Origin of the sequence: Mycobacterium sp. Aquia_213 (genome assembly GCF_026625985.1) — a bacterium.
GTDB lineage: Bacteria > Actinomycetota > Actinomycetes > Mycobacteriales > Mycobacteriaceae > Mycobacterium.
The window spans coordinates 2,143,176-2,156,298 of the sequence record NZ_CP113116.1; the positions used below are offsets into that span (position 1 = coordinate 2,143,176).

The 13,123-nt window shown below is 63.9% G+C and carries 16 protein-coding genes; 5 read left to right on the top strand and 11 right to left on the bottom strand.

What is annotated here, in order from left to right; translation table 11 throughout:
• The first annotated feature begins 9 nt into the window (after window positions 1-9).
• The gene (locus LMQ14_RS09980; RefSeq protein ID WP_267734579.1) at window positions 10-654 is read left to right on the top strand and encodes a sigma-70 family RNA polymerase sigma factor; all 645 of its coding nucleotides are present in this window, start codon (window positions 10-12) and stop codon (window positions 652-654) included.
• Window positions 655-697: 43 nt separating this feature from the next.
• Here LMQ14_RS09980 and LMQ14_RS09985 read toward each other — a convergent pair whose 3' ends face one another.
• Entirely contained in the window at window positions 698-2,389 is a 1,692-nt protein-coding gene (locus LMQ14_RS09985; protein ID WP_267734580.1) for a GMC family oxidoreductase, read from the bottom strand.
• A gap of 128 nt (window positions 2,390-2,517) precedes the next feature.
• Here LMQ14_RS09985 and LMQ14_RS09990 point away from each other — a divergent pair, with 128 nt between their 5' ends.
• Window positions 2,518-3,135: a TetR/AcrR family transcriptional regulator gene (locus LMQ14_RS09990; RefSeq protein ID WP_267734581.1), complete on the top strand. Its 618-nt coding sequence runs from the start codon at window positions 2,518-2,520 to the stop codon at window positions 3,133-3,135.
• Window positions 3,136-3,138: 3 nt separating this feature from the next.
• Here the strand turns inward: LMQ14_RS09990 and LMQ14_RS09995 are convergent, their stop codons facing one another.
• The 5 genes from LMQ14_RS09995 to LMQ14_RS10015 all read right to left on the bottom strand — a co-directional run bounded on the left by LMQ14_RS09995 (window position 3,139) and on the right by LMQ14_RS10015 (window position 6,363).
• The gene (locus LMQ14_RS09995; RefSeq protein WP_267734582.1) at window positions 3,139-3,702 is read right to left on the bottom strand and encodes a hypothetical protein; all 564 of its coding nucleotides are present in this window, start codon (window positions 3,700-3,702) and stop codon (window positions 3,139-3,141) included.
• 54 nt (window positions 3,703-3,756) lie between these two features.
• Window positions 3,757-4,611 carry a GNAT family N-acetyltransferase gene (locus LMQ14_RS10000; RefSeq protein ID WP_267734583.1) on the bottom strand — a complete coding sequence of 285 codons (855 nt, stop codon included), beginning with the start codon at window positions 4,609-4,611 and terminating at the stop codon, window positions 3,757-3,759.
• 109 nt (window positions 4,612-4,720) lie between these two features.
• The gene (locus LMQ14_RS10005; protein ID WP_267734584.1) at window positions 4,721-5,233 is read right to left on the bottom strand and encodes a hypothetical protein; all 513 of its coding nucleotides are present in this window, start codon (window positions 5,231-5,233) and stop codon (window positions 4,721-4,723) included.
• Window positions 5,234-5,322: 89 nt separating this feature from the next.
• Window positions 5,323-5,829, bottom strand: coding sequence for a DUF2505 domain-containing protein (locus tag LMQ14_RS10010; RefSeq protein WP_267734585.1), 507 nt, complete (start codon window positions 5,827-5,829; stop codon window positions 5,323-5,325).
• Between the two features lie 84 nt (window positions 5,830-5,913).
• Window positions 5,914-6,363, bottom strand: coding sequence for a sensor domain-containing protein (locus LMQ14_RS10015; RefSeq protein WP_267734586.1), 450 nt, complete (start codon window positions 6,361-6,363; stop codon window positions 5,914-5,916).
• Window positions 6,364-6,489: 126 nt separating this feature from the next.
• Here LMQ14_RS10015 and LMQ14_RS10020 point away from each other — a divergent pair, with 126 nt between their 5' ends.
• Window positions 6,490-6,666 (top strand): hypothetical protein, encoded by a 177-nt coding sequence (locus LMQ14_RS10020; RefSeq protein WP_267734587.1) that lies wholly within the window; start codon window positions 6,490-6,492, stop codon window positions 6,664-6,666.
• 196 nt (window positions 6,667-6,862) lie between these two features.
• Here LMQ14_RS10020 and LMQ14_RS10025 read toward each other — a convergent pair whose 3' ends face one another.
• A complete protein-coding gene (locus tag LMQ14_RS10025) occupies window positions 6,863-7,615 on the bottom strand; it encodes a sensor domain-containing protein (RefSeq protein ID WP_267734588.1) in 753 nt (250 codons plus the stop codon).
• 99 nt (window positions 7,616-7,714) lie between these two features.
• On the opposite strand from LMQ14_RS10025, the gene LMQ14_RS10030 reads away from it, so the two are divergent.
• Window positions 7,715-8,074: a bleomycin resistance protein gene (locus tag LMQ14_RS10030; RefSeq protein ID WP_267735435.1), complete on the top strand. Its 360-nt coding sequence runs from the start codon at window positions 7,715-7,717 to the stop codon at window positions 8,072-8,074.
• On the opposite strand, the gene LMQ14_RS10035 is transcribed toward LMQ14_RS10030, so the two are convergent.
• The 4 genes from LMQ14_RS10035 to LMQ14_RS10050 all read right to left on the bottom strand — a co-directional run bounded on the left by LMQ14_RS10035 (window position 8,045) and on the right by LMQ14_RS10050 (window position 11,797).
• On the bottom strand, window positions 8,045-8,956 hold the full coding sequence (locus LMQ14_RS10035) for a DMT family transporter (RefSeq protein WP_267734589.1): 912 nt from the start codon (window positions 8,954-8,956) through the stop codon (window positions 8,045-8,047). The two genes, LMQ14_RS10030 and LMQ14_RS10035, sit on opposite strands and share 30 nt — an antisense overlap.
• 11 nt (window positions 8,957-8,967) lie before the next feature.
• Entirely contained in the window at window positions 8,968-9,357 is a 390-nt protein-coding gene (locus LMQ14_RS10040) for a hypothetical protein (RefSeq protein WP_267734590.1), read from the bottom strand.
• Between the two features lie 33 nt (window positions 9,358-9,390).
• Window positions 9,391-10,449, bottom strand: coding sequence for a cupin domain-containing protein (locus LMQ14_RS10045; protein WP_267734591.1), 1,059 nt, complete (start codon window positions 10,447-10,449; stop codon window positions 9,391-9,393).
• 217 nt (window positions 10,450-10,666) lie between these two features.
• Entirely contained in the window at window positions 10,667-11,797 is a 1,131-nt protein-coding gene (locus tag LMQ14_RS10050) for an NDMA-dependent alcohol dehydrogenase (protein ID WP_267734592.1), read from the bottom strand.
• Between the two features lie 147 nt (window positions 11,798-11,944).
• On the opposite strand from LMQ14_RS10050, the gene LMQ14_RS10055 reads away from it, so the two are divergent.
• Window positions 11,945-13,120 (top strand): thiolase family protein, encoded by a 1,176-nt coding sequence (locus LMQ14_RS10055; RefSeq protein WP_267734593.1) that lies wholly within the window; start codon window positions 11,945-11,947, stop codon window positions 13,118-13,120.
• Window positions 13,121-13,123: the final 3 nt, after the last annotated feature.

Consider the following 13,123-nt stretch of genomic DNA (forward strand, 5'->3'; position numbering starts at 1 on the left):
GATGAACACGTGACTACTGAGCGATCAACAAGTCGGCTTTCGTGTCGCTCGCCGATTGGTGAGAGCGACGCGGAGCTCACGGCTCGGTTTGAACGCGAGGCGATCCCGTTGATCGATCAGCTTTACGGTGGCGCAAGGCGATTGACCCGCAATCGCGCAGACGCCGAGGATCTGGTGCAGGACACCATGCTTAAAGCCTATGCGCGATTTCGCTCGTTCGAGCCGGGAACTCATCTTCAGGCCTGGCTGTTTCGCATCATGCATAACACGTGGATCAACAACTATCACAGGACCCGGTGCCGTCCGCTCGAGCACCTTCGTGCCGAGACCGACGACTGGCAGTTTGACACAGGCCGGCAACGCCTTTGGGTGAATCGCTCGGCCGAGGTCGAGGCGCTGGAGAAGCTGCCAGACCGCGAAATCACCGACGCGCTCGACTCGCTGGACGTGAGCTTTCGGCTGACCGTCTACTACGCCGATGTGTGTGGTTACCGCTATCGGGAGATCGCTGAGATCATGGATGTCCCGATCGGGACGGTGATGTCGCGCCTGCATAGTGCTCGCCGCCGGCTGCGTATCTTGTTGGCAGACTTGGCCTGTGAGCGCGAGGGGGGGTCACGCTGGGATGGCCGATCGCACGAGCGAATCGGATAGTTATGTGGTGACCACGTTTCGGTCGTTAGCCTGCACACTTGCCCTACTGTCCCTGCTCATCCTGGCAGTGCTGTCGGTTTATGGCTGACGTTTGTTGTGCGGCGCCGGCCAACTGTGAGCAGCGCGTATCGGAGCCCGGGTGCCGGGATTTCTTGATGAGGTCGGCACCCTTTTCGGCGATCATGACCGTCGCCGCGTTCGTGTTCCCACTGATGATCGCGGGCATCACCGATGCGTCGACGACCCGAAGTCCCTCGACACCACGAACTTTGAGCTCGGGATCGACGACCGCTCGTTCGTCGACACCCATCGCGCAGGTGCCGACCGCGTGGTATTCGGTCTGCGACCAATTCCTCGCATGAGCGGCCAGGGTGGCCTGGTCCAGACTCACCTCGGTGGGGAGGTTCATTCCCTTGAGGAACTTGCTCAGCGAGGGCTGCCGTGCGATCTCGATTGCCGCGCTCAGGCCGGCAATGACGTCGTTGACATCTGCCGGGTCGGAGAAGTAGGCGGGATGGATGCGGGGAGGAGCCAGTGGATCGGCGGAACCCAGCCAGAGCCGGCCGCGGCTGCGCGGGTGGGTTGGGGCGGCATTCATCGTGAAATTGGGCAGCGGCGGGCTGAAGTGACCGTGGTCAACGAACGACGTTGGTCCACCGATGAATTGGATATTCGGTATGCCGTCGCCGGCGGTGGACAGGAATCCGCCCACCTCACCGCCGTTGGAGGCGAAGGGACCACCGCGCCGGTCCTGCCAGAGCGCGAGGTTTTCCGGGCTGGCCATCTCGAGCAGATCCGTCGAACCCTGAGTCGCCCAGACAATGGGGGTCATCGTGTGATCGTGCAGGTTCTCCCCAACACCCGGCAGGTCGGCTTTGACATCGATGCCCAGTGCCCGCAGCTGCTCGGCCGGACCGATGCCCGACAGCAGCAGCAGTTGCGGCGAGTTGATGGTCCCGCCGGCGAGAATTACCTCCGCCCCGGCATGGGCGGTTGCCTCCGCGCCATCGTGCAGGTAGGACACGCCGGTCGCGCGGCCCCCATCCACCAGAATCCGGGTCGCCTGGGCATTGACCTGCACGGTGAGGTTGGGTCGTCCGAGTGCCGGTCGCAGGTAGCCATCGGCACCCGACCACCGCCAACCTTCATGGCAGCTGACTTGGTAAGCGCCCGAGCCGATTTGGGAGGCACCGTTGAAGTCATCGATGGTAGACAGGCCCCATTCACTCGCCGCGCTAATCCAGTTGTGCGAGAGCTCATGCGTGAACATCCTGTCCTCGACATGTAGCGGACCGCTCTGACCATGCAGCGGTTCGCCGAGGCGGCTGTTGTTCTCGGCCTTGATGAAGTAGGGCAGCACGCTCTCGTAATCCCAACCAGCGCAGCCGCGTTCGCTCCACGCATCGAAGTCGGCACGGTCGCCGCGGATGTAAACCATCAGGTTGATCGACGACGAACCGCCCAGGGTCTTACCGCGAGGGTAGGTCGTCGACCCCTGATAGTGCGTCTGCGGTTCGAGGCGATAATCCCAGTCGACTTCGGTCCCGAATAGGGAGCTGAAGATGGCGGGGACCCGAATCGCATCCTGGGTGTCCTCGGGTCCCGCCTCGAGCAGAAGCACTTGAACCGACGGGTCTTCAGACAGCCGATTGGCCAGCACGCATCCAGCGCTTCCGGCACCGACGATCACGTAGTCGAACGAATTGTGTGGTGAAACTTGCGGCGAAGATGTCATGCGCCGAACCTACCTCTATCTGAGGACGAGCGCAATCAGATGGTGACTGTCCTCACATATTGCGGACGGATGTGCGCAGGTTGGCCTACCCTTTACATCATGGGACGCGTGCAATCAGAAGGTGTGGAATGAGGGACTACGACGGAAAGACCGCGTCGGAACGGGTCGCCGAGCGGCGTGCCCGATTAGTCGACGCCGGCATCGAGTTGTTCGGCGAACATGGCTACGCCGGCACCTCCATCCGCGCGGTGCTGCGACAAGCGGGGCTGCGCGATCGTTATTTCGGCGAGAGCTTTGCCGATCTGGACGCGCTGCTGGCGGCCGCCTACGACCAACTCATCGACGAGGAAGCCAGTGCCTGCCGCGCCGCGATCGACGCCACCACCGGGGCTTCGGAAGGGGCGCGGGCGATGATCGACGCGATCAGCCGCGGGCTGGATGGCAACCCGGGCCACGCGCGGATCAAGCTTCGTGAGGTGTTTTCCGGTGGGCCGATGGTTGCGGTCCAACGCCAAGAAGGGCTTCGCAAGCTGGCCCAGCTCGTCGCCGACCTCTTGCCGGCGGTGGACGGCGTCGATGACCGTAAGCGGCTGTTGCTCGGCGTCGGCGTCGTGGCCGCCGCCGACGCATACTTGCTCACCTGGCTGGACGGTGAATTGAAGTTGACGCGCGAAGACGTGGTCGACCTCGTGACGCAATTGTTCGATTCGGTGGCGGCGGGGATGACGGTCAGCGCGTCGGGATAGCCGTCAGATGCCATCGACCTGGAGCAGGGCGTGGGCTTTGAGCGTCGACTGGGCGTGGCCCACGAATCGTTTCCGCGCTTCGCTCAGTGCTGTCAATTGGGCGTCGACGGCGGCGCGAGTCTGTTGAACGTGTTGCGCGGGAGCTGCGGATCGTATGGTTTCGCGGTGGGCGTTGGCGGGTTCGACCACCTGATCGGCGGCGTGGCGGATCTCCGCGCAGGTGGCCGCTAGTTCGGGAAATCCGATGAGGCTCAGGCTGTCCGCCGTGGCGGACAATCGCCGGATTTCACCCGCCAGGGTGAGCATGTTCTGGGTGAACACTTCGTCGTTAGTGGCAAATGAGCGCGCGTTATAGAGGCGGTCGATCTCGAAGGCGTGCCCAGCCGCGTGCGAGCCGAGCTGCAATAACGTTTCGCGTAGCCACTTGTGATGATCAAGGATGCGCGCGGATCGGATTGCGGCACGGCTGTTTTTGTTGTTGATCATGACGCCGAGGAATGCGGTCGCGGTGACGAGTATTGATCCCAGGAGGGGCAGCCAGGGTATCCACCAGTGCGTGTTGTCCATGGTGTGCCAGTATCCCTGGTCCGCGATTGCGGCAGGGCCGGTTGCAAGCGCTCGTCAATAGCCGATCGACGCCAAGGAGGAACCGCGTGGTTCTTGGTAGTACCCCAGCGCCATCAGGTTCAACATGTAGACAACGCGCAAGCCGTGGTCGAAACACCATCGCAAGAGTTCGGCGTTGCGCAGCGGAACAAGAAATCCATTCCACGAGAACACATCCGCGTCGGCGATCAACGCCATCAGATCTTCGTTGCTCACGGCCACAGAGTGTCCGGTGAACCCGACGTCGGTCGTGTACCCGGTGATTTGACCGTCGCGTTCGACAACCTTGGCCGATCCGTGCGCGATCGCATCGCGCAGCTCGCCGCTTCGGTCGTGGCCGTGCACCTGTAGACAGAGCTTGTCGCAGTCGGCCAAATCCGCCTCGTGAGCTGCGCGCACGTCGAATCCGCTGATTTGCATCGACAGAGGTTTGCCCTGGATGGCGGCGAGGGGTTCGCGGACTTGAAAGCCGAGCTTGGTGTAGAGGCTCATCGAACGGTTGTTGTACGCGACCTGTACCAGCCGCACTCCCAACGCCTGCTGCTCGGCGCTTCGGTCCAATACGGCCTGCATCAAGGCGCGACCCACGCGGCTGTCCTGGATATCGGTAGCCACGCTGACCGGGCCCACGCCGAAGATTGCCGAACGCTCGTCGAGAAAGTTGCTACCAACAATCCGACCGTCGGATTCGGCTACGACGCTGAGGTATCCGGGGTGAGGCTGCAACGCCGTCACGAGATCGTGAGCATGTTGCACCGAGGGAAAATCCGACGGAAAGTTGTGCCGGGCAGCGATCGCGTTGAAGGCCTTGTAGCAGATGCGCGCGCAGTCGTTGGTGTCTGCCTGCGTCATGGTGCGTATGCGGGTCATCTGGTGTTCCTCTATCCGTCGCCTGCACTAACGACGTAGCCTACCTAGTTGACCGGCAGCTAAACACCCTGCGGCTGAAAGGCTTACGCTTCCAGTAAGGAGCTCGTGTCTAACTTCCGATCACGAAACAGCGACCGTTGCTGGTAGCGAGCAGGACCTCTTGAACCGCGGACTTATCGATCGTCGGGAATTCGAAGCGATGGGTTTGTTGGCCGGCCTCGATGGCAGCATCCTGAGACTCGTTGGTGCCGTTCTTCTTCCGCACGATTGCCGTGACCTTGTCGGGCTTCGACAGGTTCTGCGGCTCGTGGAAATACCAGACCTCGATCCCCGCTCCAGCTGAATTCGCTTGCCAGCCATCGGAGTAGTAACACGCCGGATTGCCCTCGGCATCCGGCGGCGGCGGTGTGCAGATCGACAATCCGACGCAATCGGGCGGCGCGCTGGTCGTCCCCGCCGGCGCAACGGTCGTAGTAGGAGCCACGATCGTGCTGCTGCTCGCCACCGGCTTCGCTGAACTCGAGCTGGATGCGTTGGGTCCGGACGACGCCTGGTGCGCGCCACACGCCGCGACGGCAATCCCCAGCGCGATTGCTCCTGGGGCGAACAAGCTACGAAGCATCGTCTTGGGCCTTCTATTAGCGAAGCGGCATTGGTTGCTGACGAATACAGAGCTAACACCTCGACGCGCTCGCCTGGCAAGAGGCGGGCCTAGGAGTGGTCGGCGATCCAGCTGGTGGTGAAGCGCTGCAGCGCGGGGATGCTCTCATCCAAGCCGGCGCCCAGGGACTTCTCGAGTTTGCCGCCGACCAACGGGATTTTTACCTCCACTTTGCCGGCGAATCTCAGGTGTGTCCCGTTGCCGTTGGGTTTCAGGCTCGCTTCGGCGCGGCTCCCTCCCACCCTGGGCGAGGCCGTGACGTTGACCTGCCCGAGAACCTGCCCGTCATCGGCCGGTTTCCAGGTCTCCTCATGCACGAGTTTCAGCTCGCCGCGCGCGAATTTGGCGACCGGGCCGGGCAATAGCTGCCGACCGAGATGCTGAGTCACGCGCACTGTCACCCGGCCGTCGGGGTCTACGTTCAGCGAATCCAGGGTGGTGGTCGCGGTATCCCCGAGGGCGATTCGGGCGAGCCAATAGTCCTCGCGACTGAACGCCCAATAAATCTGTTCGACGCTGGCGGACGATTCGGTCGAGACATCGAATGAGCGCGGCATAGCAACCCATTCTTACCAAAGTCGCGGCTGTCGTGTCCGTCTTGCCCGAATCGCCCGCGCGCCAGGGGAATTGACGGGCGATGCCTACTGCTTGTCGACTTTAGCGGCGATCTGTTTGGCGACACTGATGCCCGCGTCTCCCGGATCCTTGCGGCACGCCTCGGCATCAATCACAACGTTGTTGCGTACCGTCAGCGCCCGTTGACAGGTCTGGGACATTGTGTCGGTGCCCTTGCCCAGGCTCACGCTCACGGTAGTGCTCAATATCCCGTTGGCGTTGGAAACCGGTCCGACCTTCCACTGGATGTCCGGGGCGTCTGGTCCGTCACCGGGAACGGTTTCCTGGTGGTTGGCGCAGGCAGGCCAGCGCTGGGACGACGTGTTGAAGAAGGCGCTCGCCTGGTCGGCGGACGGAAACAGCACCACGACCTGGGTGACGTCGGGGTTCGGATCATTTGAGCCGGAGGGAATCGGTGCAAGGTCACGCTCGCCGTGCACCGCGGTGTTGCCGCTGCCGGCGTATATGGGTGTCAATCCCTCGCCGGTGATGAACAGGCACTCGGCGGGGAACTTGTATCCCTTGGGAATACCTCGGCGCTTTTGTCCTCTTGGAGCGCGTCGTATGTTTTGTCGGTCTTCGTCCCCGTAGCCCCCAGGATGGTGTCGACTTCGGCGGGAGTGAGCAAGAGGTTCGCCAGCGCGGCTTGCGCGAGGGGAGCCTTCGACGACGTCGTGGTCGTCGACGATGACGATGACGCGGTGCCACCCCCGTGGCTACCGCCGCAGGCAGCGACCAATATCCCGGTGGTGGCGACGGCGACGGCGACTGCTAATTGACGCATCGTTGGCGCCCTTCCTGCTCGACTCGACAGCAGTCCGCGCACCCCGCGCGTCGGCTATTCAGAGGTTGTTTGCGGATGGAGCATACGACAGCGGCGAGGGTCGCGTGGTGTTTGCGGACTGTAGGACGCACCCAAAACGGCGAGCGAGATCGCAGTGCGAACCACCAGATTCGTGCAGACGGGCGAGATGCCTACTGTTTTTCGACTTTGCCAGCGATCAGATTGGCGATGTCGACGCCCACTTCTCCGGGGTTTTGCCGGCAGCCGTCAACGTCGATCGAGATGTTGTTGCGTACCGTCAGCGCCCGCTGACAGGTCTTGACGATGTTCTCGCCGTCCTTGGTGAGGCTTACGGACACGGTAGCGCTCAGAACGCCGTTGGCGTTGGAAACCGGTCCCACCTTCCACTGAAAGCCCGGAGACTTCCCGCCGTCGGGAACGGTGCCTTGGCGGTTGGCGCAGGCGGGCCAGCGTTGAGCGGAGGTGGTGAAGAAGGCGCTCGCCTGCTGGGCGGAAGGAAACATCACCAGAAACTGGTTCGCGTCAGGGTTCGACTCATTCGACCCCCCGGGCGAGGGCACGCTAATTCTCTCGCCGTGAACCGAGGTGTTTCCACTGTTGGCATAGACCGGCGCGAGGGCAGGACCGGTGATGTACAGGCATTCTTCGGGGAACCTAAATCCCTTGGGGCCCGAATCGGCGGTTTGGTTTTCTTGCAGAGAGTCGGACACTCGATCGGTCCTCGAGCCGGTAACTCCCAGGACACCGTCGATATCGGCCGGGCCGAGCAAGAGATCCGCGAGTGCTGCCGGCGGGAGCGCCTGCTTCGAGGAAGTGGCGGGGGTTATCGATGTGAACGTGGTGCCCGTGCCGCCCCCATTGCTATCGCAACCCGCGGCCAGCACAACGGCGGCGACTGCGACGAAGGCCGGTAGCTGACGCATGGTGGAGTGCCTTCCTGCTGGAGTCGTGCGGTGGAGCATACGACAGCGTTCGCCGGCACCGTCAGTAGGAGCGAGCTGACAGACTGTGGTGTGCCCGAAATCGGTTTCGCCTCGGTAGCCCCGATCGTTCCCGTTCGAGATCTCGACATCGCCTTGGATCGCTACCGCCGACTGGGGTTCGACGCCCGCAGCTACGAAGGTCCGCAGCGCTACGGCTATGTCGACCGCGGCTCGGTGTCGATGCACCTCAGCGAGTGGGCCGAGCACGATCCGCTGCGCACGGCAGCCAGCGTGTACCTCTATGTCAGCGACGCCGACGCCCTCTACGCGGAATGGGCGGCGCTCAAGGATCTCGACGGACGCTTGGTGGAACCGGTCGATACGCCTTACGGCTTAAGGGAATTCGCGTACGTCGATCCCGACGGGACCTTACACCGCATCGGTTCGCGGCGAAGCTGATCGCACGTCGATCGACGTATCGGTGGCCGGGGCTCCAGCGGCCTGGCTGTGCGCCAGTGCCACCGCCGCCGCGATCATCACCGCGACCGACACGCCGAGCGCAACCATGCCGACGTGGTTGGTGCTCAACGTCTCGCCCAGCACGGTGACGCCGAGCACCGAGCCGACGAGCGGCTCGGCGACCGTCACCGCAGGAAGCGACGCGGTCAGCGGGCCGGCGCCAAACGCCGACTGCTCCCACGCCGTCGCCGCGATCCCCAGCACCGCCCAGATATACAACTCGGGCGTTCGCAACAATTCCGGAATGCCACGGCCGAGTTGGTCGACCACGCCCTTCGTCAACACCGAAAAAAGGCCCCACAGCACGCCCGACATGAGCCCTAGCAGCAACGCGCTGAGCCAACCCGACGACAAGCGAGCACCGATCACACACACGATCAGGGCCGGGCCCAGGATCAAGGCCACGATCGTCCATGTCTTGATTGACCCGCGGGGAGTGCCGGCCTGCGGGTCGCCGACGGTCACCACCACTGCCACGGCGGCAACGAGAAGGATTGCCCAAATAGCTTGCCAGCGCGATATTTTGCGGTGATTCACCGTGCTGCTGATGAGTAGCGCGAACAGTAGCGAAGTCACCGACAGTGCCTGCACGAGAACCACCGAACCCAGGCCGAGCGCCGCAGCCTGCAGCCCGAACCCGGCGGCGGCCACGAGACTGCCTAGCCACCAACGGCGATCGCGCAGCAGCCGATGGAACAGCGCTGGGGTGCTGACCCGTTTGTCGGTGACCTGCCGAGCGGATCGCTGTTCTAGGACATCTCCGATGCCGATCATCAGCGCGGCCGCCAGCGCGAGCAGAACCGCGATCCCGGTCGTTCCCATCGAAAGCTCCGTTAGCTGTTGCGCATGATCTTAAGCGCCGTGGTGATCATCGGAATCTGAAGCGGCAGCCGGGCGAAGGCGGCGATGCGCATCGGCCACGGCTTGCTCCACCACAACCGGCACATGTTGACGTTGGCCGGGAAGACCCCGATGAACAGCAGGATTGCGGCCAGCGCGGCGAACCGCCGAGTCTGGCGCGGGACTAGCAAGGCGCCGGTGGCTATCTCGGCGACACCCGATGCGTAGGTGTAGAAGCGCGGATCTCCGGGCAGCTCGACGGGGACGATCGTGTCGAACGGTTTGGGGGCAAGGAAGTGCACGGTGCCGATGCCCATCAACATGGCCGCGACTCGGTATGCGGCGGTCTGGGTCTCGCGCTGGGCTGCGGGGGTGGTGGTCATGGACCCATTGTGCTCATGCCGGGCGGTGAGTTGTCACCGCTCCCCGACGGCGTGGGCGTCGAGCGGGTTGATCCGATTGACGATCAGCGGGTCGGCTTTGGTGAAGGGGAAGTCGGGCAGGTCGTCGATGTGGGTGTCGAACGTGGCCGCCAGCACCTCGCGTGAGTAGGCGCTGATCGACGTCCGGTAGCCGATGTCCGCGGGGGTGGGCTGGTCGAAGAAGATGCAGAAGTGCATCTCCGGGGCGTCGAACACCTCGATGTGGTGCGGGTAGGCGCGGGGGATGAAGTACACGTCGCCCTGCCGCAAGTACCAGGTGTCGAGTTCGCCGCCCGGGGCCATCACGGTCATGCGGGCCGCGCCCTTGTTGACGTAACCCATCTCCGCGGTAATCGGGTGCCAGTGCGGCTCGCGCATCCCGTCTTCGCGAATGCGCAACGAGTACATCGACAAATCCTTGAGTGCGGGCCAGTACTGCACGCGTGCGGTCCTCGCCGACCCGACCGCACTAGTGACGGGCGGCGTCATCGCGTCCACGGAGAACTTGTGCGGGTCGTCGAAATAGGCGGTCGCGGGCACATCGGGGTCGCCGTCGCGGCGGGCCAATGCGCGGTCGACGGTGCTGCGGCGCATCGCCGCGAAATCCGAGGCCGGCAGATCGTAGGTGTTTCCCAGCACGGCGTCGGTCATCGCTCCGAATGCGGCGCCCAGGCCGAAATCTTCGGGGCGTTCGTTGCGGAACGTGATCACGAATTCGCATTCGTCCGTGCCGATGTTCTCGATGTGGTGCAGCGAGCCGGAGTCGATGTGGAACATGTCGCCCGCCCGAACCACGAAAGAGGCGAACCGGCTGCCGGTGTCGAGCACCGAGACCAATGCGGTCCCCGAAACGCAGTAGGTCAACTCGTTGGCATTGGCGTGCCAGTGCGGGGTCCGCATGGCGCCGGGGCTGATCAACAGCCGCTTGATCGATAGCCCCTTGAGGATGGGAAAGACGTCGGCGGTGAGGCGCGTGATCGAGCCCAGCTCGGATTCTTCGACGACTTCACCTTCGGTTAACGATGCGACGTGTTTGCTTATTTGCCTTAGCATTTCAATCTCCTCAGCGGGCTCCGGGATGACTACCCTTATGATTCCGCCACGGGCTGCCGCCCGTCCAACACCGCTTTTCGATGTGTTGATCAGCGTTGGTTATTGAGCCGGCGGGGCGACAGGAAACGCCCAGCGTGAAGTTAGTTTCACGCTGGGCTCCGAACGTGAAGTTAGTTTCACGTTCGGGCTAGAGCGGACGGGGCTAGAGCGGACGGGGCTAGGAGCGGTCGGCGTCGGTGAATCGGATGACGCCGCGGATGTTGCGACCCTCGAGCATGTCGCGATAGCCGTCGTTGATCTGCTCGAGGCTGTATTCGCGGGTCACCATGTCGTCGAGGTTGATGTGGCCCAGCTTGTACAACTCGAGGATCGCGGGGATGTCGTATTGCGGGTTGCCCCCGCCAAAGATGCTGCCCTGCAAGCTCTTCTGTAACAGTGACAGCCCCGCGAGGTTCAGAGTGCACTCGTTGGACATGACGCTGGCCATGCCGGTGAGGACGCAGATGCCCCCTTTGGCGGTCAGCCCCATCCACGACTCGACGTCTTTACCCTCCACGTGGCCGACGGTGACGATCACCTTGTGGCACATCAGGCCTCGCGTCGCCTCGGCGATGCTGACGGCTGCCGCCGTGACGTCGGCGAACGCCTCGGTGGCGCCGAACTTGAGTGCCTGCTCGCGTTTCCATTCGTAGGGGTCCACGGCGAATATGCGTCGGGCACCGGCGATTCGGGCGCCCTGCAGCGCGGCGACACCGACGCCGCCGATCCCGACGACCGCCACGTCGTCACCCGGCGTGATCGCGGCGCTGCGCACCGCCGAGCCGTAGCCGGTCGTGACCCCGCAGCCCACCAGACAGGCGACGTCGAAGGGGATCGTGGGGTCGATCTTGACCACCGACGTGTGGTGCACCACCACATACGGCGCGAAGGTTCCCAGCAGCGACATCGGGATCACGTTGCGTCCCTGCGCCGTCACTCGAAAAGTTCCGTCGGATACCGATTGGCCAGATAGCAGACCCATGCCGAGGTCGCAGAGGTTGCGCAGCCCGGTCTGGCACGGCTTGCATGTCCCGCAGGACGGGATGAACGACATCACGACGTGATCGCCGACGGCCAGGTTCTCCACGCCCTCGCCGATCTCGGTGATGATGCCGGCGCCCTCGTGACCACCGAGCACCGGATAGCTCGGGATGGGGAAGTCGCCGGTCATCAGGTGATGGTCGGAGTGGCACAGGCCGGCCGTTTCCAGCTGGACGGTCACTTCACCGTGGCGGGGATCGCCGATCTCGATCTCCTCGACCGACCACGGCTCGTTCAATTCCCAGACCAGTGCACCTTTGGTCTTCAACGGCAGGCCTCCGTCTTTACCCGAACCGCTTAATTGTTAGCGCCGTCACACGCCCCCGGCGTACCGAACTTAGACCATTACTATTGCCAATACAGTATTTGATACGATTCGCGTCGTCTGACCGCCCACCGCAGCGAGGTTAAGAACATGGGTACACCTGTCATCGTCGGAGCTGTCCGGACGGCAATTGGCCGCTCGTTCAAAGGGACGCTGGTCAACACGCCGCCGGAGACCCTGATCACCGCGGTGCTCCCGGAGGTGGTCCGCAGGTCCGGCGTCGACCCGTCGGTCATCGATGACATCATCTTCGCCGAATCACATTACGGCGGAGGCGATTTGGCCCGCTATGCCGCCACCGCCACCGGTCTGGATCATGTTCCCGGCCAGTCGGTCAATCGCCACTGCGCGGGCAGCCTGACCGCCATCGGCAACGCCTCGGCGCAGATCGGCTCGGGGATGGAGCGGGTGCTGATCGCCGGCGGCGTGCAGTCGCTGTCGATGACGCCGCTGACGAACTGGCGCATCCCGGGACCTGAGCTGCAGTTCGAGGAGCGGTGGATGCCGCCGACGCACGTCGAGACGCCGGATGCGCCCGCCAAGGACATGTCGATCACCGTGGGCTGGAACACCGCCCAGAGTGTCGGCATCACCCGCGAGGAGATGGACGCCTGGGCGGCCCGCTCGCATCAGCGCGCCGTCGCGGCCCAGGACGCCGGCAAGTTCGCCGACGAGATCCTGCCGCTGAAGATCACCCAGTTCGACGGCTCGGTCACCGAGTTCGCCGTCGACGAGCACCCCCGCCGCGACACCACCGTCGAGAAGCTCGCCGGCCTCAAGGTGTTGCATCCGGAGATCGAGGGCTTCTCGATCACCGCGGGCAACAGCAGCGGCACCAACGACGCTGCGGCCGCGGTCGCGCTGGTGGACCGCGAGTACGCGCTGGCCGAGAAGCTCAACGTGATGGGCACCGTCAAGGCCTGGGCCGCCGCGGGCGTGCCGCCCAGGGACTGCGGTCTGGGCGCGGTGAAGGTCATCGGAAAGGTGCTGCAACGGGCCGGCTTGTCGCCGTCGGACGTGGCGCTGTGGGAGATCAACGAGGCGTTCGCCTCCGTGCCGATCGCGGCCTGCCGGGAGTACGGCCTCGACGAGGAGAAGGTGAACTTCTCCGGTAGCGGCTGCAGCCTCGGCCACCCCATCGCCGCCTCGGGCGCGCGCATGGTTACCACGCTGGTCTACGAGTTGGCCCGCCGCGGTGGCGGCATCGGTGTCGCGGCCATGTGCGCCGGCGGTGGCCAGGGCGGCGCTGTCGTCGTCGAGGTCTAAGCG